Below are 24,811 nucleotides of genomic sequence, written 5' to 3' on the forward strand. Positions count from 1 at the left end.
CAGAAGCTGGCACAGGAGCGAATTTATTTCAAGCTTGAAATTTCTTGTCGGATGGCCGCGGCGATCAATCCGGGCACTTCGGGGGCAAGCCCGATAGGGGGCAGGCGAGGCCCGGTAAAGCCCACCTGGTCCAGTGCGGCGGGCAGGTCGTCCAGCACATGCTCGGCCCTGAGCGCGAATAGCGGCAGGCTGACGGCACGGGCGAGACCGCGGGCGGCGTCGGCGATGAAGGGTTGCTGCTCGACGAAGCCGGTGACAACCTGGGCGAAACGAGGTGCGATCAGGTCGGCCAGCGCATGGGTGATATGAAAGCTGGCTTGCGAACGTTGCGAGCCATGTGCGGTCAGCAGAAGCGTGGTCTCCTGTGGATGCCACCCGGCCGAGATGGCCGCCTCATGGCTCTTGGCCACGATCAGGGCGGGGAGGGCGGGATCGGTGCCGAAGGGGCGCATGATCTGCGCATTCGCTGCCCCCGCAGCGGCCAGCCGGCGGGGGAGTTCGCTGCCGGTAAACCAGCCCTCGGCCATGAACATCGGGTAGATCAGGCTGTCACCGCTGCAGGTTTCAGTCAGCGCGCCGGGCATGGCAAGCGTTGCGCCAAGAACCGGGCAGCCGGGGTCGTGGTCGGCCACCCGTGCCGCCAGTTCCTCGATGGCGCGCTGTTGCGGTTCCGGGTCGCCGGGCTGGCCGTGGGAAACGATGACGGCGCGCCTCATCCTGCGCCCGTCAATCGAGGAAATAAGGCGCGAACGCGTCGGGGATGTCGAACTCCGTCAGCGCCTTCGCGCGGGCTTCGGCGGACATCTTGCGGGCGGTCTTCTCGATGATGCGGGGTATCTTCTCGTCCGGCTGTTCGGCGGCGAAATCGCCTAAGTACCAGCGGATGAAGGTGAAGCAGATTACATCCTCCAGCGCCTGCACATCCGCGTCGCGCTTGAGGCCCTGTTTCATCAGCATCTTGCGGGCATGGTCGATATCCTCTTCATCATAGCCCGCCTCGGTCATGATCCCGGCAATACGTTCGGCGTGGCGGCGACCCTGTTCCTGTCGCCATTTCAGATAGCCCGCCCGGTCCTTCGGATAGTCGCTGCGCGGCAAGAGCCAGCGTTCGATGTGTTGGCCGCGGCAGGCGATGCGCAGCGGCTCGCTTGCCTCGGGGAACAGTCTTTGCTGTTCGGCTGTCATCCTTTGCCCGTAGAGCAGTGCGGCGGGCTGGTCGCCTTCCAGCGTGGGGTCCTTGGCATTGGCGGCGTCGATGGCGGTGAAGACGTGATCTAGCTGTGTGGTCATGGCTTGTTCCGATCTGTTGCCCCAGTGTCGCCTGACCGGACCCCATGCTGCAAGCCGTTATTCGCTCTTACTGCTGAACGCCCAATCTCCTTCCCCCAATGCAGGAGAGGCAAGTTCGGCCACGGTATCGCTACGTGAAAAGCGGATCGGGCTGCGCAGGCCGGGAATGCCTTCAGGTGCGACCTGCAATCCGCGCGCCTCGATCTGCGGATCGGCAAGTGCTTCGGCCACGTCATTGACAGGCCCGGCGGGAACACCGGCGCTTTCCATCTTCGAGATCAGATCGGAGCGGGTGAAGCGTTCCGTGGCCTGCGCAAGCAGCGGGGTCAGGCGCGCGCGATTGGCCACGCGGGCGGGGTTGGTCGCGTAATCGGGATCCTCGGGCAGGGACGGCAGCTCCAGCGCGCGGCACAGGGCGGCAAATTGCCGGTCGTTCCCGCAGGCGATGATCGCATGACCGTCGGAAGCGGGAAAGAGCTGGTAGGGCACGATATTCGGATGGGCATTTCCAAGCCGGTGCGGCACGGCCCCGCCCAACAGATAATTCGTCGCCTGATTGGCCAGCACCGCCACACCGCAATCCAGTAGCGACAGGTCGATCTGCTGCCCGCGCCCCGAGCTTTCGCGCTCGGTCAGTGCCGCCTGCACGGCAATGACGCCATAAAGGCCGGTGAAAATGTCGATCCAGGCGACGCCGACCTTTTGCGGCTCCCCTCCCGGTTCGCCGGTCAGGTCCATGATGCCGCTCATGCCCTGGATCAGGAAATCATAACCCGGCTGCGCCGCGCGTGGCCCGTCCTGTCCGAAACCGGTGATCGAGGCATAGACGAGGCGCGGGTTGCGCGCAGCAAGGCTGTCGTAATCCAGGCCGAAACGCCGCAAACCGCCCAGCTTGAAATTCTCGATCACCACATCGGCACCGTCGATCAACCGCTTGAGCCGTTCCAAGTCGTCGGGGTTCTTGAAATCGCAGGTGATCGAGCGCTTGCCGCGATTTGCCGCGTGAAAATAGGCGGCGACCTTTTCGGTCGTGCCATCGGCGCGGGGGCGGTCGATGAAGGGAGGGCCCCATCGGCGGGTGTCGTCGCCTTCGGGGCCCTCGACCTTGATTACCTCGGCGCCCAGATCGGCCAATGTCTGGCCGATCCATGGCCCGGCGAGAATCCGGGCCAGTTCGACGACCTTCAGCCCCTTCAGCGGTGCGGCGGACATGCTTTACCCGAATGCCTGCAGGTCGGTCTGTGCTCGTCCAAGGATCAGCGCGTGGACGTCATGCGTGCCCTCGTAGGTGTTCACCGTTTCCAGGTTCTGGGCGTGGCGCATCACGTGATACTCGATCTGGATGCCGTTGCCGCCATGCATGTCGCGGGCCATGCGGGCGATATCCAGTGCCTTGCCACAATTGTTGCGCTTGACGATCGAGATCATCTCGGGCGCAAAGCGGCCTTCGTCGAACAGGCGCCCAACGCGCAGGCTGCCTTGCAGGCCAAGTGCGATCTCGGTCTGCATGTCGGCCAGCTTTTTCTGATAAAGTTGCGTCGCGGCCAGCGGGCGGTTGAACTGGTGGCGATCCAGGCCGTATTGGCGGGCGCGGAACCAGCAATCCTCGGCAGCGCCCATCGCGCCCCAGCTGATGCCGTAGCGAGCCCGGTTGAGACAGCCGAAGGGGCCGCCCATACCCTCTATATTGGGCAAAAGCGCATCCTCGCCGACTTCGACATTATCCATGACGATTTCGCCGGTGATCGAGGCGCGCAAGGAAAGTTTGCCCTCGATCTTGGGCGCGGAGAGGCCCTTCATGCCCTTTTCCAGCACGAAGCCACGGATCTTGCCGCCATGTGCTTCTGATTTTGCCCAGACCACGAAGACATCTGCGATCGGCGCGTTCGAGATCCACATCTTGGAACCGGTCAGCCGGTAACCGCCATCGGTCTTGATGGCGCGGGTGTGCATTCCGGCGGGATCCGAGCCTGCATCGGGTTCGGTCAGGCCGAAGCAGCCGATGAATTCGCCGCTTGCCAATTTTGGCAGGTATTTCTGTTTCTGCTCTTCGCTGCCATAGGCCTCGATCGGGAACATCACTAGCGAGGACTGCACCGAAGCCATCGAACGATAGCCGGAATCGATCCGCTCGATCTCGCGGGCGACGAGACCATAGGAGACGTAGGAGGCGCCGACGCCGCCATATTCCTCGGCCACCGTCACGCCCAGCATGCCCGCCGCGCCCATTTCGCGGAAGATTTCCGGGTCTGTGTGTTCGTTCAGATAGGCGTGCTGCACCCGCGGGGCGAGGCTCTCTGCGGCGAAAGCGGCAGCGGAATCGCGGATCATCCGTTCTTCTTCGGTCAGCTGGTCGTCCAGCAGGAACGGATCGGACCACGAGAAGGGCACGCCCTTATGCGATTTGGTGGACATCGAAGTTCTCCCATTTGGGCGGCGTCTAGCCGCACCCATATTCTGGCGGCAACACTTAGCGCTTTGCAACCTGCCCGGAAATCGGATAATCCGCATTAGTTCATGTATGGAATGAATGAAGTTGCGACAACGGCGCTTTCTTCCCAATCTCAGCCTGCTGATGGCCTTTGACGCAGTGATGCGCAACGGGTCGGTCACCGGCGCGGCGCAGGACCTGAGCCTGACGCAAAGCACAGTCAGCCGTCTGGTGCAGTCGCTGGAAGCGCAGCTGGGGCAGCCGCTGTTCATACGCCATCGCAAGCGGCTGGTCCCCACCGAGGCCGCGCATCGTTATTTCCGCGAGATCTCGCAGGCATTGGACCAGATACAGCGCTCCAGCATGTCGCTGATCGCCAATCCCGATGGCGGTAGTCTTGATCTGGCGGTTTTGCCGACCTTCGCCACCCGCTGGCTCGCTCCACGGTTGCCTGCTTTTCTTTCTGCCAATCCGGGAGTGTCAGTCAATCTGGCGACGCGGTTCAAGTCCTTCAGTTTTGACGCAGAGCGCTTCGACGCAGTGATCTATTTCGGTCAAGACGACTGGCCGGGCGCAGTGCATGTCAAGCTGTTCGACGAACAGGTCACGGCTTGCGCGTCGCCCGAGTTCCTGAGCCGGTATCCGGTGACGCGGGCCGAGGATCTGGATGATCTGGTGCTGTTGCAACTCGAGACCCGGCTGACTGCCTGGGCGGATTGGTTCGCGGGGCAGGGGGCGGAGGCACCGCCGATCCGCAACGGGATGCTGATGGATCAGTTTTCGATGATGATACAGGCGGCGATTTCGGGACTGGGGGTGGCGCTTCTGCCCGACTATCTCGCGCAGATCGAGATTGCCGAAGGGCGCTTGCAGCCGATCCTGAGGCCGGCGGTTCCGGGAACGGGAGCATATTGGCTGGCATGGCCGGCGGCGCGGCAGGGGCTGAAGCCGCTGGAAGCGTTCCGAGGCTGGATTACGGCGCAGATTTCGAATGAATTCAGCGGCACCACTCTCGATGCAGAAGGATGATGCTAGGGTGTTTGATCCTACGGTCTGATTTTGCGATCCTTTCTCAGAAATGGAAAAAGGCATTCTGGGCAAAGTTCGTCACGATAGCGCCATGACCACGCACGCCGTCAGAGTTGCAATATAACGACCGCAAGCTTCGCTTGTGACGCTGAGCCGGAAACTCGGAACCAGTCCGAAGACGGTAGCAAAATGGTGCAAGCATAGGACGGTCGTGGTTCTCAAGACCGGGCCGCAGGAACCGCATTCAACGGTTTTGACGGAGGCTAAGGAGGCGACGATCATTGCGTTCAGGCGGTATACATTGCTGCCGCTGGACGATTGTCCCTACGCTCTGCAGCCCTCCATCCCGCATCTGACCCGTTCGGCATTGCATCGGTGCCCTGCACGCGCCACGGTATTTCTTGGCCATGTGATCGATACCTTCTAAAGCTTCTTTCTCAAGGGGCAGGGCTTTTCGAGAGCCTCTGACAGGCTGACAACGGGAGAACGCCCGAGCGTGTGGCTGCGCAGCGCACCGCCCCGAATCCGCTTCTCGAATATCCATGTCTTGACCCCGGTTGGTGTCACTCGAATCCATAAGCCGATCCGCAGGCCATCCGATTTGTCGTAACGCTTGTCCTGCGGTTCCAGCGCCGCAACCGATCCATCCGTCAACCGTAGTCGTTCCATGATCCCGCATCCCCTCCGGTCAGACATATAGCAGACAATTTTACGCATCACACGTCGCTGTCGCCTGCAATCATATGTCATGTTTCGCAACGGACGTGGAAAGCATGGTGCATTATAATCAGTATCTTACAGTTGGTTTTTGCAGCGCACTGTAGTCCTGACTTCTAATCGGCAGGTTGAGGGTTCAAGTCCTTCCGGGACCGCAAAATTTTTTGCAAGCACATGAAGCAACTGCATCTTTCCGAGAAGATGCAGTCTGGAGCGCGCAATGGTGTGCTGCTCTGCCATTATCCAACTGCATCCGATGAGATGTCGCGGCGTATTGCCGCGACATCGTTATTCGGCGACGCAAGGTTCAAGCCGTCTCGGCCAGCACCTCGCGCAGCGTATCTGTCATGAAGCCGATATCGGCTTCTGACAGGATCAGCGGCGGCGATAACGCGATAATATCTCCGGTCACGCGAACCATGAGACCCTTGGCCCAGGCTCGCTTCATCACCTCATAAGCTCTTGCCCCAGGGGCACCATCACGGCTGGAGAGCTCTATCCCGGCAACTAGTCCGATGGTCCTGATATCGATGACATTTGTGGCATCTTTCAACGTGTGGAAGGCGTCGCCCCAAGCTTGCTCCAGGTTTGCCGCATTCTCGAACATCCCCTCTTCTGTATAGGCGCGCAGCGACGCCAGTGCCGCCGCGGTAGCAATCGGGTGGGCCGAATAGGTATAACCGTGGAACAGCTCGATCGGCGTTTCGGAATTCTCGACCACGGCATCATAGATGAACTGCGAGGCTGCAACGCCACCCATGGGTATTGTGCCGCTGGTCACTCCCTTGGCGAAGGTGATCAGATCCGGTGTCACGCCAAAATACTCTGACGCAGTCGCCTTACCCAAGCGGCCGAATCCGGTGATCACCTCGTCGAAGATCAGCAGGATGTCGTGTTTTGTCGCGATTTCGCGCAAGCGCTGAAGATAACCCTGCGGGGGCGGCAACACACCGGTCGAACCAGCGACTGGCTCCACGATCACTGCGGCGATGGTTTCCGCACCGTGCAGGCCGACCAGACGCTCCAGATCATCGGCCAGTTCGGCACCATGCGGAACCGCACCGCGGGTAAAGCTGTTTCGGTCCGGATCATGGGTGTGGCGCATATGATCGACGCCCGGCAGATGCGTGTTGAACTGCTTGCGGTTCGCCACAATGCCCCCCACCGAGATGCCGCCAAAACCTACCCCGTGGTAGCCCCGCTCACGTCCAATGAAACGGATCTTGCCCGCCTTGCCCCTTGCCTTGTGATAGGCCAGCGAGATCTTGAGCGCAGTGTCCACCGCCTCGGAACCGGAATTGGAGAAGAAAATGCGATTCAACGGATCCGGGAACAGTGCGGCGAGTTGGGCCGCCAGCCTGAATGCCTCGGGATGGCCGAAATTGAACATGGGCGCGAAATCGAGCGTCTTGGCGGTACTGGAGATCGCCTCGACTATCAGCGGATGACTATGCCCCGCATTGGCGCACCACAAGCCAGCCGTACCATCCATGATCTGGCGCCCATCCTCCGAAGTGTAATGCATTCCCTCGGCCGACACGACCATACGCGGATCGGCCTTGAAGTCGCGGTTCGCCGTGAATGGCATCCAGTAGTTTTCGAGCGTATTGGGATTCATCGAATCCTCCCTATCTTTGTCCTGACCTCTTTCTGTCCCCGCCAGCATGGAAAATGAAGTGCCATCTGTTGTAAACTAATAGGCGGCGCGAAAATCGCACCGCCTCTTGCCAGTCATGACGCAGGATAAATCAAGATTTTCCGAATTCCAGCTTGCGCGCCAACCATAGGGCCAGAAACGTGCAAACAGCCCCCGACAGCAGGTAAAGCCCCGAGGCGGCGAGCCCGCCCCATGCCGACAATGCCAGTGCAGCCAATGGCGCAAAGCCCGCTCCAAACAGCCATGCGAGGTCCGAGACGATAGCCGATCCCGTATAGCGGCGGCGCCTTTCGAACAACGAGGCGACGGCGCCTGAGGATTGACCGAAATTCAGCCCGAGAATAACGAAGCCCAGGATCATGTAGATCGCCTCGCCCAATTCCTGCCCCGACAACAGCAGCGGGGCGGCCACGCTGAAACCCGCGATATAGATGGCCCCCTGGAACAGGTACTTGCGATGCCCCATGCGGTCGGCCAGCACTCCCGAGAAATAGATGGCGACAAGACCGAAAACCGCCGCCACGGATTCGATCAACAGAAAGCCGGCCAGGCTCTCATCGGTGTAGAGAAACACCCAGGACAGCGGAAACACAGTGACCATATGAAACAACGCGAAAGTCGCCAGCGGCACGAATGCGCCGACGAGGATCGTCATGCCGTCATTGGCAATTGCCTCGCGCAGGGTCGAGGGCTCCAACTCGCGGGCATGGAACATCTGTTCGTATTCGGGTGTCACCACGATTCGCAGGCGAGCGAACAGGGCCACCACATTGATCGCGAATGCGACGAAGAACGGGTAGCGCCAACCCCAGTCTATGAAATCCTCTTGTGAGAGTTGCGCGACGAGATAAGCGAACAGAAGGCTGGCCACGATAAGGCCAAGCGGCGCACCGAGCTGCGGCACCATGGCATAGAACCCCCTCCGGGCTTTCGGCGCGGTTACCGCCAGCAAGGCAGGCAGCCCGTCCCACGCACCGCCAAGCGCCACTCCCTGCCCGATTCGCAGGATGCACAGGATCACTATCGCCGCAGCGCCTATGCTTTCGTAGGATGGCACCAACCCCATTGCCACGGTCGAAGTCCCTAGCAAAAGCAGGGCAATGGTCAACTTGACGCCCTTTCCATAGGCGCGATCGATTACTGTGAAAATCGCCGTTCCCAACGGGCGGGCAAGAAATGCGAGCGCAAAGATCGCGAAGGACCATAGTGTTGCCCTCAGCGGCTCTTCAAACGGGAAGTATCTCAGTGGGAAGACAATGACCGAAGCGATCGCAAAAACGAAAAAATCAAAGAACTCCGACGTCCGTCCGATGATGACGCCGACGGCGATGTCCGATGGCGACACTGCGTGCTGCGATTCGCTCGCACCATCCGACGGATCATGAGCAGATTCGGACATTGATGCATTGCTCATACGTGTGGGCTCCTTCGTCGCTCGGCGGAAATCCTGTCATCATGATCCCGACCTTACCCCAGTTTGACCCATTCCTAGCCAAGAAACTGTCTCAAATTGTATGTGTCAAATTGTCCAATACCGGATGGATATCGTACAAACTAGAAACCGGATCGATCGCGTTCCGCTTCCCTCATCACGAGAGGACACAGATTTCTATGTCTAGATTTTCAGGACCCGTTCGGCTTGCTGCGCTAGCTCTCATCATCCCGTTACTCTCGGGCTGTAAAGCCGTCGTCCTCTCCCCCGCAGGCGACATTGCCGAACGACAGAAGGATCTTTTGCTGGCCGCAACCGGCCTGATGTTGATCATCATTATTCCAGTCATGATCCTGACCATCTTCTTCGCATGGAAATACCGGGCAGCGAAAAAGGCCGCCTATAATCCTGATTGGGATCATTCGACCAAGTTCGAGCTGGTGATCTGGGCTGCGCCGCTTTTGATCATCATTTGCCTGGGCGCGCTTACCTGGGTCGGCACGCATTTGCTCGACCCCTATCGCCCACTGGACCGGCTGAGCGCCGACGAAGTGATTGCCGAGGATCATCAGCCGTTGAAGGTTCAGGTCGTGGCGCTGGATTGGAAATGGCTGTTCATCTACCCAGAGCAGGGCGTCGCTTCAGTCAATGAATTGGCCGTACCTGTGAATCGCGAGATTGAGTTCAATCTGACGTCATCTTCGGTGATGAATGCCTTCTATATCCCTGCGATGGCGGGAATGATCTATGCCATGCCGGGGATGGAAACCAAGCTGCACGGGGTGTTCAACAATCCCGGCATCTATCAGGGGTTTGCCTCGCATTATTCGGGCTGGGGCTTTTCGGGCATGCGCTTCAAGGCCCACGCCACGGATGAGGCCGGTTTCGAAAACTGGCTGACGGAAGTGCGTGAGACGGGCGGCAGGCTGACCAGAGAAGAATATCTTGAGCTCGAGGCCCCTAGCCGGAACGTCGCGCCCCGCAGCTACGCCGAGGTCGATCCAGAATTGTTCAACCGCGTGGTGAATCTGTGCGTGGAGCCGGGCAAGATGTGCATGGCAGAAATGATGGCCATCGACGATCGGGGCGGGCTGGGGCTGGAAGGCACCGTCAATATTCAGGCCCTGACCCATGACAAGCATGTTCGCCGCGGTTCGGGCGAACCGGTTCTCGGCAAGGCAGCATTCATGGTCTCGTCCATCTGTACGCCGCAGGACACCGCATTGATGTTGGCCGATCTCGATGAAGATCCGGCCAGGCGCGCCGACCGAACTCCGATGCGTGGCCATGCCCTGCCCGTGCCTACCGGGATTTTCGAGCGGTTGAACGCGCCGGTGATCCACGACGCCCGGACCACCGGCACCCCAGAACAGAAACTTTGAACGGATATTCGCGATGGCCATCCCTGCCAATGTCGAGACCACCTTCCTGCTTGGCCGCCTGAACTGGGACGCCATTCCAAAGGAACCTATCGTGATTGCCACCTTCGTGGTTGTGGCGGTTGGCGGCATCGCCGTGCTCGCGGCTCTGACCCGATACCGGCTCTGGGGATATCTGTGGCACGAATGGTTCACCTCGGTCGATCACAAGAAGATCGGGATCATGTATATGGTTCTGGGCCTGATCATGTTCGTTCGCGGCTTTGCCGATGCCATCATGATGCGGCTGCAGCAGGCGATGGCCTTCAACGGCTCCGAAGGTTACCTGAACGCCCATCATTACGACCAGATTTTCACCGCCCATGGCGTGATCATGATCTTCTTCGTGGCAATGCCATTCGTCACCGGGTTGATGAACTATATCGTGCCCCTGCAAATCGGCGCGCGCGACGTCTCCTTTCCCTTCCTCAACAATTTCTCGTTCTGGATGACCGTGGGCGGTGCGGTGATCGTGATGGCGTCGCTTTTCGTGGGAGAGTTCGCGCAGACCGGCTGGCTGGCCTTTCCGCCGCTTTCGGGGCTGTCCTACAGCCCGTGGGTCGGCGTCGATTACTATATCTGGGGCCTGCAGGTCGCGGGCGTTGGCACGACATTGTCGGGGATCAACCTGCTGGTGACGATCCTCAAGATGCGCGCGCCGGGCATGACCATGATGCGGATGCCGGTATTCACCTGGACATCCTTTTGCACCAATATCCTGATTGTCGCCTCTTTCCCGGTGCTAACCGCGACCCTCGTGCTGCTGACGCTGGACCGCTATCTCGGCACGAATTTCTTCACCAATGACCTTGGCGGTAATTCGATGATGTATATCAACCTCATCTGGATCTGGGGCCATCCCGAGGTTTATATCCTCATCCTGCCGCTGTTTGGAGTTTTTTCCGAGGTCACCTCGACCTTCTCGGGCAAGAAGCTGTTCGGCTATACCTCGATGGTCTATGCGACGGTCTGCATCACCATCCTCAGCTATGTCGTCTGGCTGCACCACTTCTTTACCATGGGGTCGGGTGCCTCGGTGAATTCCTTCTTCGGGATCACCACGATGATCATCTCGATCCCGACAGGCGCGAAAATCTTCAACTGGCTGTTCACCATGTATCAGGGACGGCTGCGCTTCGAGCTGCCACTGATGTGGACCATTGCCTTCATGCTGACCTTCGTGGTCGGCGGCATGACCGGGGTACTGCTGGCCGTTCCGCCAGCGGATTTCGTGCTGCACAACTCCCTGTTCCTGGTGGCGCATTTCCATAACGTGATCATAGGCGGCGTGCTGTTCGGCATCTTCGCAGCGATTAATTTCTGGTGGCCCAAGGCCTTCGGCTACAAGCTGGACGTGTTTTGGGGGAAGGTGTCCTTCTGGTTTTGGATCACCGGCTTCTGGGGCGCCTTCATGCCGCTTTACATCCTCGGCCTGATGGGCGTGACCCGGCGCATGCGCGTCTTCGACGATCCCGGATTGCAGATCTGGTTCGTCATCGCAGGATTCGGTGCAGTCCTGATCGCCTGCGGCATTGCCGCCATGTTCGTCCAGTTCGGCGTCTCGATCTGGCGACGAGATCGCAACCGCGATCTGACCGGGGATCCGTGGGACGGACGAACACTGGAATGGGCGACATCTTCACCGCCCGCACCCTACAACTTCGCTTTCACACCAGTCGTGCATGGTCTGGATGCATGGGCCGAGATCAAGGCGCATGGTGCTACTCGCCCCGACGCGCCCTGGCTGCCAATACACATGCCGCGTGGAACCGGCGCAGGAGTGATCTTGGCGGCTCTCTCCACTATCTGCGGTATGGCACTCGTCTGGTATATCTGGTGGCTGGCTGCACTCTCCTTTGCCGCACTGGTGGCGACAGCCATTGCCCATACGTTCGACTACGACCGCGATTATCACATCCCCGCCGACGAAGTACGCCGCACCGAGGACGCGCGTTCGCGTCAGCTAGCATAGTGAGCCTGAATCGATGAGCACGACCACCCAAGATTTCTGGCAAACCGAACCCCATCATCATGAGGAAGGCGCGTCGACCAGCATCGGATTCTGGATATATCTGATGAGCGATTGCCTGATGTTCGCAGTCCTCTTCGCGACATTCGGTGTTCTACATGGCAATTATGCCGCAGGGCCAGCTCCCAAGGACCTGTTCGATCTGGAGCTGGTCGCACTGAACACGGCGATGTTGCTATTCTCCTCTATAACTTATGGCTTCGCGATGCTGGCCATGGCGCAGGACAACCGGGCCGGGACGCTGCGTTGGCTGGGAATCACGCTGATCTTCGGATTATGTTTCCTGGGCATCGAACTCTATGAATTCCGTCACATGATCCATGAGGGTGTGGGGCCGCAGCGTTCAGCCTTTCTATCGGCCTTTTTCACACTGGTCGGCACGCATGGGCTGCATGTCACCTTTGGTTCGATCTGGCTGGTGACGCTGATGGTACAGGTGTGGCAACGCGGGCTGATCGCGGCAAATCGGCGGCGGCTGATATGCCTCAGCTTGTTCTGGCACTTCCTCGATGTGATTTGGATCGGAGTCTTCACGCTTGTTTATCTGTTGGGGGTGATCTGATGTCGGCACATATGCATCACGACGACAGCCAAGACCACGGCAGCTATCGCAGCTATATCACCGGCTTCCTGCTCTCGGTGATCCTGACCGCTGTTCCTTTCGGGCTGGTCATGGCCGGGGGATTCGACAATCGCCTGCTGACCGTCGGCGTGGTGGTGGGCTGCGCAATCCTGCAGGTTCTGGTCCACATGGTATACTTTCTGCATATGAGCAGCCACTCGGAAGAGGGTTGGACACTGCTTTCAACCCTGTTCACGATCATCATCGTGTTCATCATGATAGCTGGCTCGCTATGGGTCATGCACCATCTGAATACAAACATGATGCCTCAGATGAACCACGACCTGCTGCCGGAGCGTCTGCAGTGACATCCGCAGCACCTCGCAATCGCAAGAGGATCGTTCTGACCGGACTTCTGATGCTGCTGTTTGTCGCGCTGTTGGCTGGGCTGGGCATCTGGCAGGTCCAGCGTTTCGGCTGGAAGTCCGATTTGATTGCTCGAGTAGAAGCACGCCTCGCTGCGCCAGTCGTCAAGGCTCCCGCCCCACCCGATTGGCCCGCACTGAACGCGCAGGCCGATGAATACCGCCGCGTCACTCTGACCGGCAGCTATTTGCGAGGGGCCGATGTCTTGGTGAAGGCTGTCACCGAGTACGGGGCGGGGTACTGGGTCATGTCTCCACTGCAGATGCCCGAGGGGTGGATTGTCTGGATTAATCGTGGCTTTGTGCCGCAGGACCGAAGCACCGCATCCGATCGCCCCTTGCCCTCCGGTCAACAACAGATCACCGGGTTGCTGCGTATGAGCCAATCCGGCGGCGCTTTCCTGCGGAGCAACGATCCCGCCAATGACCGATGGTATTCACGCGATATTCAGGCGCTTGCCCTTTCGCGCGACCTCGACAAGACTGCCCCTTATTTCATCGATGTGGCACGCAATGATCAAAACGAGCTCCCCATCAGCGGATTAACGGTGGTCAAATTTCGCAATACACATCTCGGCTACGCCTTGACATGGTTCGCGTTGGCAGCAGGGCTGGCTACCGCTGGGCTCAGAACTCGTTCTGTTTCATAGCCTGAAGATCATTGTCGCGGCCAACGCTATGGTTGACAAAACGTCTCGGGGTAGCGGTCATATAGGGTTACCACCCGCCGCCAATCCTTCAACCGTCCGAACATGATCTCGATGCGTTTGTGGTGGTTGTATCGTTGCTTGTCGTATTTCACAGCTTGCTTTCGGCACTTCCGCCCCGAGATGGGCGTTGTTGCACAAACGAAGGTTCTTGCGCCCGATCTCAACCCCATCGAAATGGCCTTTGCCAAGCTCAAAGCGTATCTGAGACGGATCGGCGCGCGCGGCCTCACACAGGTGTTCGAGGCCATCGCCGAGATTTGCGACATGTTCTCTCCCCAAGAATGCCGGAACCTCTTCAGAGCCGCAGGATATGTCGCAGGTTAAAGGAAAAATGCTTTGATTTCCTCTTACGGCTGAGCTTGAGGCATCTTGGAGATGGATTAACGCCGAAGCTGACGATCTGGGTTTCTCACTCCCGAAGGGCCTCGACCTTGAAGCCTCCGTCTTGGTGAGCTGGAAAGAGGCGCCGCCGCTGGTGAAATTCGCGCATTGCCTCGATTTAGCGCCACTTCCTCCTGAGGTATTGGCAGCACCACAGAGGAGCAGTGTGCAGGATGACATCATGACGTTCAGACTTGCGCTTGAAGGGATCTATACTGTGGTTCGGACGGGTTCGGAAAACCAGCAGAATGCCTCGAGCATCCAGGATAAAGTTATAGATTCGGTTTCAATTCGCTGATTACCATGTCGGCTTGCGGCTCATCAAAACGCCGTAAGACGAAGCTTACGCATACGGGGTAGCAAGCATACATGCAATTCAATGGGATTCACGGGTAACGGTAGCCCCGCTGGATCCAACAAGAAAATCGAGATCCGCTCCTTGATCGGCCTGAAGAACGTGATCCTGGTAGAGGCGGACATAGCCGCGCTCGGCAAGATTCGTGGGCGCCGTCCAATCGGCACGGCGTGCCTCGAGTTCGGCCTCGTCGACCAGCAAGTCCAGACGTCCCGCCTGTGTATCCAGACGAATGAGGTCGCCTGTCTGAACAAGGGCCAAAGGCCCCCCCACGGATGACTCGGGCGACACATGCAGGACGACTGTTCCGAAGGCCGTGCCGGACATCCGCGCATCCGAAATTCTCACCATGTCGCGTATCCCGGCCTTCACCAGTCGTGCCGGGATGGGTAAGTTGCCGACCTCGGCCATGCCAGGATATCCCTGCGGACCACAGCCTTGGAGCACCAGTACGCTATCCGCGGTGACCGGCAGATCAGGGTCGTTGATCCTCGCGCGGAGGTCCTCGATGGAACTGAAGACCAGGGCCGGACCTTCGTGCTGCAACAGGTTTTCGGTTGCGGCGCAGGGTTTGATAATGGCGCCGTTCGGCGCGAGGTTACCCTTGAGGCCGCGTATTCCGGCTGCGGCCAACACGGGGTTGTCAAGCCTGCGGATCACGTCGTCATTGTAGCATTCCGCCTCCGCGGCCGTGTCGCGGATCGAACGTCCTTGAATGGTTGGTGCATCGCGCAGCATTTCTCTTATGGAGTTCAACACCGCGGGGACACCCCCTGCATAGCAGAATTCCTCCATCAGGTATTTGCCCGAGGGCATGCAATCGACCAGCAGTGGCACTTCGGCGCCCAGATCGAAATCTGAAAGATCCAGAGGCACCCCAACACGCTTGGCCAAGGCAAGGAGATGCACCACCGCATTGCTGGACCCGCCGAGTGCTGCATTGGCGAGGATTGCATTCTCGAAACTGTTGCGAGTGAGAATGCTGGAGAGTGTCATATCTTCCTTCACCATCTCGACGATGCGGATACCACTAAGGTGCGCCAGCGCCATTCGCCGCGCATCCACGGCAGGCAGCGAAGCGTTCATTGGCAGACTGAGACCCATCGTCTCGATCAGTGACGCCATGGTCGACGCGGTTCCCATTGTGTTGCAAACGCCAATCGAGCGGTTGATGTCTGCCTCGGCTGCCATGAAGTCCTTTACACTCATTGTGCCCGCACGCACGTCTTCAGACAGGCGCCACACATCAGTTCCCGAGCCAAGTGTCTTGCCACGGTATCGTCCGCTGAGTGACGGTCCTGCAGATACCACGATAGTCGGAAGATCGACGCTTGCGGCGCCCATGAGCTGACCTGGCGTGGTCTTGTCGCACCCGCCCATCAGCACGACGCCATCCATAGGGTGGGCGCGAATAGCCTCCTCGACATCCATCGCGAGCAGGTTGCGAAACAACATAGTAGTTGGCCGAACTTGGTCTTCTCCAAGCGAGCTGACCGGAAATTCCACGGGCAGCCCCCCGGCCTCCCAGACCCCGCGCTTTACGCCTTCCGCAAGGGTGCGCAGGCCGGAATTGCATGGGTTGAATTCGGACCAGGTATTGCAGATGCCGATCACGGGTCGACCATCGAAAACGTGATCCGGAAGCCCCAGAGCCTTCATGGAGGAGCGGTGAATGAATCCGTCCTTGTTGACCGGTCCATACCAGTCCTGGCTACGGTTCTTCTTGTCGTCTGGCATAATCGAAATCTCTCATATTCGTGAGTGTGGATCGCTGGCGGTCACCAATACCCATGGGGCTTTTCATGCGGCAGGCTGGGCGCGACCGGTTACAGGAGCAGGGATACGATTGGGGGCCACACCAGCAATACGCTCAATGCGATGAGTTGCAGCGCAATGAACGGCAGGAAACCCCTGAATATATCGGTGAGCGAAATGTGCGGCGGGGCCACGGATTTCAGATAGAAAGCAGCGGGGCCGAAAGGTGGAGACAAAAAGCTGACCTGCATGTTCATGCAGAACAACACTCCGAACCAGATCCCCACGTGAGCCGGGTTCAGGCTGCCGATGATACCCAGGTCTTCAACAGGCAGCTTGTTTACGATTGGTAGGAAAACTGGCATGATAAGCAATACGATCCCGACCCAGTCCATCACCGCGCCGAGCAGCAGGCAGATCAGCATCATCATGAGAATGATGACCATCGGCGAGATCTCGGTTCCGGTGATCGCGTTGGCGATATAGGTGGGACCGCCGGCGATGGTGTAAGCTCCGGCTAGAGCAGTTGCACCGATGGTGACCCACATTATGTTTCCAGTCGCTTTCAGCGAGCGCAACAATGTCTCGACAAGCATGGAGAAGCTCATTTCTCTACGCTGGATCGTGAAGATCATGACGGCCATGACGCCCATGGCGGCTGCCTCGGTAATGCCTGTGACCCCGCCATAAATGGATCCGAGTACGACTCCGATCACCACCAGTGGGGCGACAAGGCCCTTCCCCATATGCCAGCTCAGACGCATGCGATCCTGGCCGAACAGGCCGAAGAGAAGCAGAATTTCGACCAGCAACACCGCTGCGAGGGTGACCAGCCAGTGCAGTCCGGACTTGGTGTCGGCGCCTTCTTGCACAGCTGCAACCCCGAAAGCGAACTGCCAAAGGGCATGTAGGACCAGAAGCGCCGTAACGCCCGTGGCTAGCAGGGTAAGAAATGTCAGAAACAGCGCAGCCTTTTGTCGACCTGCCGGAGCCGACGGGTCGGGTGCGGCGAGCGGAGCTTCATCCGGGCGCAGCCTGGTGCGAATGATGATATAGACGATGAACAGGCTCGCCAGCATCAGGCCCGGGATGAAGGAGGCGGTGAACAGAGCCGTGATCGAGGTTTCGGTAACCATGCCGTACATGATCAGTACGATCGATGGCGGGATCATTGTGCCGAGCGAACCCGAGGCGCAGATCGTTCCGATTGCGAGGTTCTGATTGTATCCGAGGCGCAGCATCTGCGGCAGGGCAATCAGCCCGAGCAGAACCACTTCGCCGCCGATGATCCCCGACATCGCGGCCATCAGGACGGCCATGACCGAAGTTACCACCGCAATTCCGCCCCGGCTGCGGCTCAGCCAGTTGTTCATCGAGTCATACATCTCTGCCGCGATCCCGGAGCGTTCGAGCAGGTTCGCCATGAAGATGAACAGCGGGATGGAGATCAGGACGTAGTCCGTGATCATGCCGCTGATGCGCTGCGCAAGGATATTCAGGGGGCCTTGCCCGAAAGTTCCGAACAATAGCTCCGGACCGAATTTCATCAGCAGGACTGCCACCGCGAGAATGGATGAAGAAAATGCCAGCGGCATACCGATTACGAGAAGGACAAAGATAGCTACGAAGGTAATGATCGAGATGGTCTGGACATCAAACATGTGATTGGCCTTTCTCGGCCATGCCATACTTGGCGAGACTCGCCTTGATTCCCTCGATTTCGCTTGGATCGACAGCGTCGTGGTTTACAACCTTGTTCCAGTCGGAAACGAGATTGGCGATACCCTGGATCGCGGTGACGACAACCATGACAAGTATTAACGGCTTCAGCGTTGCCGGGACCGGTGGATCGAAAATCGTCCCCAAAGTTTCCCAGTTTACGAATTTTCCCATGGCCTCGGCATACCCGCCCCAGACAATGGCCACGGCAAACAGGACAAGCAGAGCAGTTGAAACGATGTCGAAACATCGACTTAGCCAACGTGGCACGGCCTGGTGCACTATGTCGACGCTGATATGGGCCCGCTGTTGTTGGACATATGGCCCAGACAGGAGGAAGATCGCGGCGGCCAGCCAGACCGTCATCTCGTTTGCCCAGATGGTCGGGGCACCGAAGGCGTAGCGCAGGATCACCTCGTAAATCATCACGGCCACAAGCACGACGATCAGCAGAAGCGACGGGCGGCTGATGAACATTGAGAAGCGATCAAAGATATTCTGCGGAGGGATTTCATCGAAGATCGGGCGAACCGTTATTGTACCGATGACGATCGAAACCAGAAGAAAGATCAGCGCTACTGACGCCGTCAGGGCTGAGATGGTGGCACTACTTTCGGCTCCATCGCGGATAGCGGAGAGAAGGGCGGGCATTTTCCAGATGGCGACCGACAAGGACGACAGAAAGACGACCGGCCAAGCCGCGTCTTTCGGAGATATCTTTTTGCTCATGGAATCTTTCCCTGTTGCTTCCTGTTCGACCTTCACGGCTCCCCTGTTGTCGACTGGGAACGGAATTGCACAGATTCCCCAGCCATCCGGGCAATCACTTGGAACCGAGTTGTCGCATCACGGTGGCGATACGTGTCGTGGCCGGCATGTTGTTGCGCAGGCGCCGAACTGCAACTGTCCGCAGTTTACTAGCGTCAATCGCCCTGAGTCATTTCGAATTCGCTCAGTAGTCTCTCCTTGCTCCGACTGCCGGAGCTTTCCGTCATCAACCGTCCGTGCTGGGCAAAGCCCAGGCAATGAATCTGCATGGCACGCTTGGCGGCCTCCGGCTCTCCCGCCTCCAGAGGCTCGACGATCGCAAGATGCTCGTCCTCGTAATAAGAGCGGTCATTATCGGGCCCGAAGAGATTGTTCTGACGCGTCCATTCCGGATACTTGCTGCGCATATCCCAGATATCTCTCATCATCTGAACCAGCACGAGGTTGCCGGTCGACTTGGCAATGGTCAGGTGAAAGTCACGGTCGGCGGCCTCTATCTCTTCGAATGGTGTACTCTCGGCCACCATTTTGCGGATCAGTTCGCGCAACCTCTGGGTTGTCGAAGCATCACAGCTTTTCGCCGCCAGCGAGGCTATCGTACCTTCCACGTGAAGGCGGGCCTCGACCAGATCGAAGAATTCCGGAAGCTCGTCGCTCGCAAGGACGTATTCCGGGAGATGCTCAACGACATAGGAGCCAGCACCGAAGCGGGTTTCGACATATCCTTGGATCTCGAGGGCGATCAGTGCTTCACGCACGGTCGCACGGCTGACGCCGAGTTGCTCGACCAACTCGCGATCCGGCGGAACTTTCGTTCCTGGCGCAAGCGCTCCCGAGCGGATCTGTTCCGCAATCTGATCCGCGGCAATCCTGTATCGGGGTTTCTGAACAACTGGGCGGAACATTGAAATCTCCGGTTTAATGCGCGTAGCGGTACTGACGCTTGGTCCTCGATAATTAATAGACGTCAGGAGGAACCATACAAGCGGCCGGCCGATGAGATATCGACACTAACCTCGAATTGCTGTCCTCTCCGCCGTTGAGACACCCGCTGGCGACCCGGAGAAAAGCTCGGGGCGCCATAGGTCATTCACTCGAAAAAGCCGATCGAGGTCAGAAAGGACTTGTGGCTTTCCACCATCGTGGCGGTTTCCGGGGTCTTCGAGGCCCACTCATCCCAAGTCGCCACGGCGGCCTCTCGGAATTTCGCCCGATCCGCGTCTGACCAGTCGGAAAGCTCCACCCCTTTGGCGCGCAGCTCGGTTGCCGTTCGGTTGTTGTCGACGAACATGCGGGTTACGACGTCATGAGAGAGTTTGTCGACGGCAATCTTGATGATTGTCTTGTGGTGCTCCGGAAGCCCTTCCCAGACAGTCGAGTTGCACGCCAAATGATCCGCGGCCATCGAATGAAAGCCGGGATAGGTGCCATATTTTCCGATATCGTAGAGCCCGACACCGGCATTGTCTGACAGAGACGATGAATCAGCGCCGTCGATGATATTGGTTTCGAGCGCAGTGAAGACCTCGCTGTAATCCATTACTACGGCGGAGGCGCCGAGTTTGGAGAAGATTTCCGATTCCATGCCTGGGGGAGACCGGAATTTCCAGCCTTTCAAATCCTCGACGCCGCGGATCGGCGTGGTGGAGACAAGACTTTCCTGTGAGCCGATGAAAGTGCCGATCCAAGTCATCCCGTATTGGCCATAGAGCTCCGTCATTGCTTCTGCGCCGCCGCCCTCGTGGATCCATGCCTGGAACTGCATCGGCGTGTCGTAGCCGCCCATGGTGTCGGCGGCGAACTGGAACGCCGCGTTTTTGCCGGTGACATAGGTGGCGTTGGTCATGTCGCAGTCGATGATGCCATTTACAGCCGCATCGAACGTATCCCCCGAATCGACCACGGAGGAGGACATGAACAGCTCTATGGCGATTTCGCCGTTCGACATGGCTTCCACATTCTCGACAAAGGCCTGGACCATCTGTCCAGAGGGCGTTTCCGGCGTCAACTGAGTCTGGATCCGGAGGGTGGTTTGTTGAGCCGCCGAGGCGCTTGCCATGAGGGCAAGAGCGCTTGTGAACAGCGCTGTCTGGGTGATCTTCATGTTGCTCTCCTGTTGGTCAACTGATGCTGCTTTTTACAAATAGCCTGATTGACAGATTGCCTGACAATATCTATCTGTCAAGAGAAAATCGAAATGAGCAAGTCGAATGCCACGATCCCGCCGGATATTCCGTACGGCCTCCGCGCTCGGCTCAAGCTCGTGCTAACGGAGGGTCAGGGATGATAGATCACGGCGGAGTCATGCAGGAGTTGCGTGTCATCCTTGGTGAACGGGTGCAGGATTCCGAGGCTCTTCGCGCACAGCATGGAGAGAACGAATCCTGGTATCCGCAAGCGTTACCGGATTTTGTGGCTTTCCCGCGGACCACTGACGAAGTTTCCCGCATCATGCACCTATGTCACCGCTTGAACGTGCCCGTGACAGCTCAGGGCGCCCGTTCGGCGATTGAGGGACAGCATCTTGCCGTACATGGTGGGTTGGCTCTGGACATGACCAATATGAACAAGATCGTCGCGGTCCACGAGAGCGATCTTGATGCGGTTGTGCAGCCCGGCGTAACCCGCGAGCAGCTGAATGCCGAGTTGCGCACCAGCGGCTTGTTCTTCCCTGTCGATCCCGGTGCCAACGCAACGATCGGCGGGATGGCCTCCACTCGCGCCTCGGGTACTACGGCCGTTCGCTATGGAACAATGCGGGATGTTGTGCTCGCGCTCGAAGTGGTCCGGGCTGACGGCCGCGTGATCCGGACGGGCAGCCGTGCACGCAAATCCTCGAATGGGTACGACCTCACCAGCCTGTTCATCGGCGCTGAAGGTACTTTGGGTATCATCACCGAGATTACCGTCCAGCTTTCCGGCATTCCCGAGGCGCAGGCCGCCGCGATCTGCCGCATGCCCTCGGTCGAGGATGCAGTGAATGCCGTGATCATGACCATTCAGCTTGGCATGCCGATCGCGCGGATCGAGCTCTTGGACGAAAAGAGCGTGCATGCTTTCAACCTCTATGCCGATACGAACATGCCCGAGGCGCCCCATCTCATGGTAGAGTTTCATGGTTCGGAACGATCCGTGAAAGATCAATCCGAGGCGTTCGGCTTGGTCGTCGAAGAGTTCGGCGGGATGGATTTTACCTGGTCGAAACGGTCTGAGGAGCGCAACCGCTTGTGGACGATGCGCCATAACTCGCAATATGCCGAGCGCATGCTGCGCGCGGGTCCGATCGATCAGTATTCCACCGATATCTGCGTACCGATCTCGAAACTGTCGGATGCGGTGGCCGCTGCCTATGAGCTGGGCGAAAAATACGGCATGACCATGTGCGTGATCGGTCACGCCGGCGACGGCAACTTCCATTGCGGTATCGTCATTGAAGCCGGCAATCTCGAGGAACGAGCCCGCGCCAAAGCGTTCAGTGACGATCTGGCACGGATTGCTATCCGGATGGACGGAACGATCTCGGGTGAGCACGGGGTTGGAATGGGCAAGGTAAACCTCATGCGTGAGCAGCACGGAGATGCTCTGGACACCATGCAGGTTCTGAAGAGCGCGATGGATCCCAAAGGGATCTTGAACCCAGGCAAGATATTTCCGGCGTGACGGCGTGTGCTGTGGGTTTGGGGATTCTGGGGCTCTTTAAAATGCGTTCCGGTGTTTCGATCCGGGTGAAAGCCTCATGATGGAAGAAGGTGACACGGTTCGCACCGGCGCGAGCGACGCCGACCTTATGTATAACGCAAATCATCGACATGGCGCGTGCTTAGGCAATTGCCACGCGTTGCTGCTGTCGGCGCATCGTCCGCAAACGCATTGGAGAAAAAGTCCAGCATGTTTTAAGGCTCCAGCGGGCCACTCTAAGGGAACAGTTGTTGAAGTGCCGAATATGCATCGTGGGCAGCCTGCACCGCCTCCAATTGCATGTGTTCATGCAATTCTATCAACATATTGCCCGAGCTTGCCGGGCCAAGCAATCTTCGGCACTGCAAAAGCTTGAAACACAACCATCTAGGATTACCGATGCAGCCTGTCATTCTGAATTACGAGGAAATGCTTCCGAAACTATCCTGGCAGGAGGCGGTCGAAGCCTTGCGCAAGGGTCACGAGCTGCCCAAGGCTGATATGGAGGATCTGTTGTTGGGGCCCTCCGGATCGTGCCTTCTCAACCGTGCCGCGCGCATAGAGGGTTTGGGCTTTGGTGTGAAGGCTGAGACCGTGATGGAAGGGAATGCGGGGCGGAACCTCCCTTCCATACAAGGATCTGTGATTGTGTTTGATCCCGACACAGGCGCGGTGCGCGCCGTAATCGAAAGTCGCCTGGTCACCGAGTTCAAGACCGCCAGCGACTCCGTTTTGGGCGCATGCCTGCTGGCACGGCCCGAAAGTCGCCACCTGGTGATCGTCGGGGCGGGCGCCATGGCAGCCTGTCTTGCCCGGGCCTACACGGCGTTGTTTCCGAAACTGGACAGGATTTCGATCTGGGCGCGTCGAATTGATCGGGCGCAGTTGCTTGTTTCCAACCTCGACGGGCTTGGCCCGGAACTGGTTTCGGTTTCCAGTCTTCGAGACGCGGTGCAGGAGGCCGATATCGTCACCGCCGCCACGATGGCGCGGCAACCGATCATCTTCGGCGAATGGATCAGGCCAGGCACGCATGTCGATCTTGTCGGCTCCTTTACACCCGAAATGCGTGAAGCTGATGACTCCTTGATCGCTGCGTCGCGCCTGTTTGCGGATTGCCGTCAGACAACCCTTGAACAGGTTGGCGATTTGATCCAGCCCATCTCTTCGGGAGCGATTACCCGCCAGCATTTGATAGGTGATCTTTACGATATCATTGCGAAGGATGCGCCCGGGCGATTGTCCGATACAGACATCACGGTTTTCAAGAATGGCGGCGGCGCGCATCTTGATCTCATGATCGCGGACTACATCGCGAAAGTTTCCACCCGATCCGAAATGTCGGTTTCTGCAGAGTAAATTCAGTCCGACCTGCATCAGGCGTTGCTGTCAGTCCTGGCAGTCGACGAATGATGGCGGTTCAGCCAGTCTGAGGTTCATGCCGTTACAGCCTGCTGCTGGAACGTCTTTGGGGTCTTGCCAAATTCGCGCTTGAATGTTGCACAGAAATGCGCGGTGTCCGAGAAGCCCGTCTCATACGCGATCTCGGTGATGTTGCGCTTGCGCCCGAGCAGCATTTCCTGCGCGGCCATCAAGCGCAATCGCCGCCAGAAGCGCGCCGGTGAGCTGTTCAGGTCTTGGGAAAAGGCACGATTCAGGCTGGGTTTCGAGACATTCAGTTTGCGCGCAAGCTCGGTGATCGAGCATGGTGAGTCCAGGCCGAACTCCATGGCTTCGACTGCGCGCCGCGTCAGGCCGCTGGCTGTACTCAAACCGGCATTGCTGTCAGTAACCTTGCGCATGAATTTCGGTGGCGCCTGATCCATCAGCAGATGCGCCAGCGCCTTGTTCGCGCGTGTGCTATTGCTGTAGGCGCTGATAAGTAGCGTTGCGACCCAGGCACTTGCAACTCCGCCCGGGCAGGTCAGGATGTTGCCGTCGATGACATGGCTTCGGTTGGTGACTGCGACTGCCTGCGGATAACGTTCGGAGAAGGTTTGCGACGTTTCGAAATGCAGGGCGCATCGTCGCCCGTCCAATAGCCCGGAGCGCGCAAGTACGAACGAGCCGGTGCAAAGACCGATGATCGGCAGTCCGCGCTTGTGAAATGTCGCCAGGAATGGCTCGACTTCCGGAGCCAACTGATCGATGAATTTCAGGCGACCACCGCAAACGACGACACATTCATATGCCTCTGGGTCACGAAGAATATTGGTTGGCGTGATCTCCAGCCCACAGCTGGCCCGCAGGGGCAGTGGGCCGGCGGCCAGAAAGTCCCATGAAAAATAGATCTGCTGGCTGCGGTCGCCGTGATCCGCAGCCAAGCGGAGCGCATCAACGAAGCCTGACATCGCGGTCAGCGTGAAACCCGGGCAAAGTAGAATTGCGACCCGAAGATAAGGCAGACCCTCTCTGGCATGGGCTCTGGGTTTGAATTCCATGATCCGGCAACAAT

21 protein-coding genes and 3 pseudogenes are annotated in these 24,811 nt (G+C 58.5%); 10 read left to right on the plus strand and 14 right to left on the minus strand.

Going from position 1 to position 24,811, the window contains the following annotated elements; all coding sequences use genetic code 11:
• Window positions 1-23: 23 nt before the first annotated feature.
• The 4 genes from JHX88_RS03490 to JHX88_RS03505 are packed head-to-tail and all read right to left on the minus strand — an operon-like array spanning window position 24 to window position 3,705.
• Window positions 24-716, minus strand: coding sequence for a sirohydrochlorin chelatase (locus JHX88_RS03490; RefSeq protein WP_076527452.1), 693 nt, complete (start codon window positions 714-716; stop codon window positions 24-26).
• A gap of 10 nt (window positions 717-726) precedes the next feature.
• Window positions 727-1,290 carry a DUF4202 domain-containing protein gene (locus JHX88_RS03495; protein WP_076527453.1) on the minus strand — a complete coding sequence of 188 codons (564 nt, stop codon included), beginning with the start codon at window positions 1,288-1,290 and terminating at the stop codon, window positions 727-729.
• A 57-nt stretch (window positions 1,291-1,347) separates the two neighbouring features.
• Window positions 1,348-2,502 (minus strand): CaiB/BaiF CoA transferase family protein, encoded by a 1,155-nt coding sequence (locus tag JHX88_RS03500; RefSeq protein ID WP_076527454.1) that lies wholly within the window; start codon window positions 2,500-2,502, stop codon window positions 1,348-1,350.
• Window positions 2,503-2,505: 3 nt separating this feature from the next.
• The gene (locus tag JHX88_RS03505) at window positions 2,506-3,705 is read right to left on the minus strand and encodes an acyl-CoA dehydrogenase (protein ID WP_076527455.1); all 1,200 of its coding nucleotides are present in this window, start codon (window positions 3,703-3,705) and stop codon (window positions 2,506-2,508) included.
• A 115-nt stretch (window positions 3,706-3,820) separates the two neighbouring features.
• On the opposite strand from JHX88_RS03505, the gene JHX88_RS03510 reads away from it, so the two are divergent.
• Window positions 3,821-4,750 (plus strand): LysR family transcriptional regulator, encoded by a 930-nt coding sequence (locus JHX88_RS03510; protein ID WP_141225894.1) that lies wholly within the window; start codon window positions 3,821-3,823, stop codon window positions 4,748-4,750.
• Window positions 4,751-4,814: 64 nt separating this feature from the next.
• A pseudogene (locus JHX88_RS03515) lies at window positions 4,815-5,152 on the plus strand (IS481 family transposase); the annotation flags it as partial.
• Window positions 5,153-5,173: 21 nt separating this feature from the next.
• Here JHX88_RS03515 and JHX88_RS03520 read toward each other — a convergent pair.
• From JHX88_RS03520 to JHX88_RS03530, 3 genes are all read right to left on the minus strand, one after another.
• Window positions 5,174-5,419 (minus strand): Arm DNA-binding domain-containing protein, encoded by a 246-nt coding sequence (locus tag JHX88_RS03520; protein WP_076527456.1) that lies wholly within the window; start codon window positions 5,417-5,419, stop codon window positions 5,174-5,176.
• 355 nt (window positions 5,420-5,774) lie between these two features.
• Window positions 5,775-7,085: an omega-aminotransferase AptA gene (gene aptA, locus JHX88_RS03525; RefSeq protein ID WP_141225895.1), complete on the minus strand. Its 1,311-nt coding sequence runs from the start codon at window positions 7,083-7,085 to the stop codon at window positions 5,775-5,777.
• 130 nt (window positions 7,086-7,215) lie between these two features.
• On the minus strand, window positions 7,216-8,469 hold the full coding sequence (locus JHX88_RS03530; protein WP_272848176.1) for an MFS transporter: 1,254 nt from the start codon (window positions 8,467-8,469) through the stop codon (window positions 7,216-7,218).
• On the opposite strand from JHX88_RS03530, the gene cyoA reads away from it, so the two are divergent.
• Genes cyoA through JHX88_RS03555 form a run of 5 tightly spaced genes read left to right on the plus strand, consistent with a single transcriptional unit; the run spans window position 8,460 to window position 13,640 of the window.
• The gene (gene cyoA, locus JHX88_RS03535) at window positions 8,460-9,938 is read left to right on the plus strand and encodes a ubiquinol oxidase subunit II (RefSeq protein WP_272848177.1); all 1,479 of its coding nucleotides are present in this window, start codon (window positions 8,460-8,462) and stop codon (window positions 9,936-9,938) included. The genes JHX88_RS03530 and cyoA overlap by 10 nt on opposite strands.
• A 13-nt stretch (window positions 9,939-9,951) precedes the next feature.
• Window positions 9,952-11,946 carry a cytochrome o ubiquinol oxidase subunit I gene (gene cyoB / locus JHX88_RS03540; RefSeq protein WP_076527459.1) on the plus strand — a complete coding sequence of 665 codons (1,995 nt, stop codon included), beginning with the start codon at window positions 9,952-9,954 and terminating at the stop codon, window positions 11,944-11,946.
• 13 nt (window positions 11,947-11,959) lie between these two features.
• The gene (gene cyoC / locus JHX88_RS03545) at window positions 11,960-12,565 is read left to right on the plus strand and encodes a cytochrome o ubiquinol oxidase subunit III (protein WP_076527460.1); all 606 of its coding nucleotides are present in this window, start codon (window positions 11,960-11,962) and stop codon (window positions 12,563-12,565) included.
• A complete protein-coding gene (cyoD, locus tag JHX88_RS03550) occupies window positions 12,565-12,933 on the plus strand; it encodes a cytochrome o ubiquinol oxidase subunit IV (protein WP_076527461.1) in 369 nt (122 codons plus the stop codon). Before cyoC ends, cyoD begins: the two co-directional genes overlap by 1 nt.
• Window positions 12,934-12,983: 50 nt before the next feature.
• Complete coding sequence (locus tag JHX88_RS03555) at window positions 12,984-13,640, plus strand: SURF1 family protein (protein WP_272848178.1); 657 nt, start codon at window positions 12,984-12,986, stop codon at window positions 13,638-13,640.
• Here JHX88_RS03555 and JHX88_RS03560 read toward each other — a convergent pair.
• Window positions 13,635-13,822 (minus strand): annotated as a pseudogene (locus JHX88_RS03560) (IS5/IS1182 family transposase); the annotation flags it as partial. The gene JHX88_RS03555 and the pseudogene JHX88_RS03560 sit on opposite strands and share 6 nt — an antisense overlap.
• A gap of 28 nt (window positions 13,823-13,850) precedes the next feature.
• Between JHX88_RS03560 and JHX88_RS03565 the strand changes: the two are divergent.
• A pseudogene (locus JHX88_RS03565) lies at window positions 13,851-14,024 on the plus strand (IS630-like element ISSpo6 family transposase); the annotation flags it as partial.
• A 433-nt stretch (window positions 14,025-14,457) separates the two neighbouring features.
• Here the strand turns inward: JHX88_RS03565 and JHX88_RS03570 are convergent.
• The 5 genes from JHX88_RS03570 to JHX88_RS03590 all read right to left on the minus strand — a co-directional run bounded on the left by JHX88_RS03570 (window position 14,458) and on the right by JHX88_RS03590 (window position 20,782).
• A complete protein-coding gene (locus tag JHX88_RS03570; RefSeq protein WP_076527463.1) occupies window positions 14,458-16,173 on the minus strand; it encodes an IlvD/Edd family dehydratase in 1,716 nt (571 codons plus the stop codon).
• An 89-nt stretch (window positions 16,174-16,262) separates the two neighbouring features.
• Window positions 16,263-17,852, minus strand: a complete 1,590-nt coding sequence (locus JHX88_RS03575) for a TRAP transporter large permease (protein ID WP_076527464.1) — start codon at window positions 17,850-17,852, stop codon at window positions 16,263-16,265.
• On the minus strand, window positions 17,845-18,675 hold the full coding sequence (locus tag JHX88_RS03580; protein ID WP_141225897.1) for a TRAP transporter small permease subunit: 831 nt from the start codon (window positions 18,673-18,675) through the stop codon (window positions 17,845-17,847). Before JHX88_RS03580 ends, JHX88_RS03575 begins: the two co-directional genes overlap by 8 nt.
• A gap of 158 nt (window positions 18,676-18,833) precedes the next feature.
• Window positions 18,834-19,583, minus strand: a complete 750-nt coding sequence (locus JHX88_RS03585) for a FadR/GntR family transcriptional regulator (RefSeq protein ID WP_076527465.1) — start codon at window positions 19,581-19,583, stop codon at window positions 18,834-18,836.
• Between the two features lie 185 nt (window positions 19,584-19,768).
• Complete coding sequence (locus JHX88_RS03590) at window positions 19,769-20,782, minus strand: TRAP transporter substrate-binding protein (RefSeq protein WP_076527466.1); 1,014 nt, start codon at window positions 20,780-20,782, stop codon at window positions 19,769-19,771.
• 179 nt (window positions 20,783-20,961) lie between these two features.
• Between JHX88_RS03590 and JHX88_RS03595 the strand changes: the two genes are divergently transcribed.
• Window positions 20,962-22,338: an FAD-binding oxidoreductase gene (locus tag JHX88_RS03595; RefSeq protein WP_076527467.1), complete on the plus strand. Its 1,377-nt coding sequence runs from the start codon at window positions 20,962-20,964 to the stop codon at window positions 22,336-22,338.
• Between the two features lie 417 nt (window positions 22,339-22,755).
• The gene (locus JHX88_RS03600; RefSeq protein WP_076527468.1) at window positions 22,756-23,715 is read left to right on the plus strand and encodes an ornithine cyclodeaminase family protein; all 960 of its coding nucleotides are present in this window, start codon (window positions 22,756-22,758) and stop codon (window positions 23,713-23,715) included.
• Between the two features lie 77 nt (window positions 23,716-23,792).
• Here the strand turns inward: JHX88_RS03600 and JHX88_RS03605 are convergent, their stop codons facing one another.
• Window positions 23,793-24,797: a GlxA family transcriptional regulator gene (locus JHX88_RS03605; RefSeq protein WP_076527469.1), complete on the minus strand. Its 1,005-nt coding sequence runs from the start codon at window positions 24,795-24,797 to the stop codon at window positions 23,793-23,795.
• Between the last annotated feature and the right edge of the window lie 14 nt (window positions 24,798-24,811).

This window comes from Paracoccus saliphilus, assembly GCF_028553805.1.
Taxonomy (GTDB): Bacteria; Pseudomonadota; Alphaproteobacteria; order Rhodobacterales; family Rhodobacteraceae; genus Paracoccus; species Paracoccus saliphilus.

Excerpts from the sequence above, each read along its gene's own strand:
- aptA (WP_141225895.1), bottom strand. The coding sequence starts at position 7,085 with ATGAATCCCAATACGCTCGAAAACTACTGGATGCCATTCACGGCGAAC.
- JHX88_RS03500 (WP_076527454.1), bottom strand. The coding sequence starts at position 2,502 with ATGTCCGCCGCACCGCTGAAGGGGCTGAAGGTCGTCGAACTGGCCCGG.
- JHX88_RS03605 (WP_076527469.1), bottom strand. The coding sequence starts at position 24,797 with ATGGAATTCAAACCCAGAGCCCATGCCAGAGAGGGTCTGCCTTATCTT.
- JHX88_RS03590 (WP_076527466.1), bottom strand. The coding sequence starts at position 20,782 with ATGAAGATCACCCAGACAGCGCTGTTCACAAGCGCTCTTGCCCTCATG.
- JHX88_RS03595 (WP_076527467.1), top strand. The coding sequence starts at position 20,962 with ATGATAGATCACGGCGGAGTCATGCAGGAGTTGCGTGTCATCCTTGGT.
- JHX88_RS03575 (WP_076527464.1), bottom strand. The coding sequence starts at position 17,852 with ATGTTTGATGTCCAGACCATCTCGATCATTACCTTCGTAGCTATCTTT.
- cyoC (WP_076527460.1), top strand. The coding sequence starts at position 11,960 with ATGAGCACGACCACCCAAGATTTCTGGCAAACCGAACCCCATCATCAT.
- JHX88_RS03555 (WP_272848178.1), top strand. The coding sequence starts at position 12,984 with ATGCTGCTGTTTGTCGCGCTGTTGGCTGGGCTGGGCATCTGGCAGGTC.
- JHX88_RS03490 (WP_076527452.1), bottom strand. The coding sequence starts at position 716 with ATGAGGCGCGCCGTCATCGTTTCCCACGGCCAGCCCGGCGACCCGGAA.
- cyoA (WP_272848177.1), top strand. The coding sequence starts at position 8,460 with ATGGCGACACTGCGTGCTGCGATTCGCTCGCACCATCCGACGGATCAT.
- JHX88_RS03585 (WP_076527465.1), bottom strand. The coding sequence starts at position 19,583 with ATGTTCCGCCCAGTTGTTCAGAAACCCCGATACAGGATTGCCGCGGAT.
- JHX88_RS03510 (WP_141225894.1), top strand. The coding sequence starts at position 3,821 with ATGAAGTTGCGACAACGGCGCTTTCTTCCCAATCTCAGCCTGCTGATG.
- JHX88_RS03520 (WP_076527456.1), bottom strand. The coding sequence starts at position 5,419 with ATGGAACGACTACGGTTGACGGATGGATCGGTTGCGGCGCTGGAACCG.
- cyoD (WP_076527461.1), top strand. The coding sequence starts at position 12,565 with ATGTCGGCACATATGCATCACGACGACAGCCAAGACCACGGCAGCTAT.
- JHX88_RS03570 (WP_076527463.1), bottom strand. The coding sequence starts at position 16,173 with ATGCCAGACGACAAGAAGAACCGTAGCCAGGACTGGTATGGACCGGTC.
- cyoB (WP_076527459.1), top strand. The coding sequence starts at position 9,952 with ATGGCCATCCCTGCCAATGTCGAGACCACCTTCCTGCTTGGCCGCCTG.
- JHX88_RS03600 (WP_076527468.1), top strand. The coding sequence starts at position 22,756 with ATGCAGCCTGTCATTCTGAATTACGAGGAAATGCTTCCGAAACTATCC.
- JHX88_RS03505 (WP_076527455.1), bottom strand. The coding sequence starts at position 3,705 with ATGTCCACCAAATCGCATAAGGGCGTGCCCTTCTCGTGGTCCGATCCG.
- JHX88_RS03495 (WP_076527453.1), bottom strand. The coding sequence starts at position 1,290 with ATGACCACACAGCTAGATCACGTCTTCACCGCCATCGACGCCGCCAAT.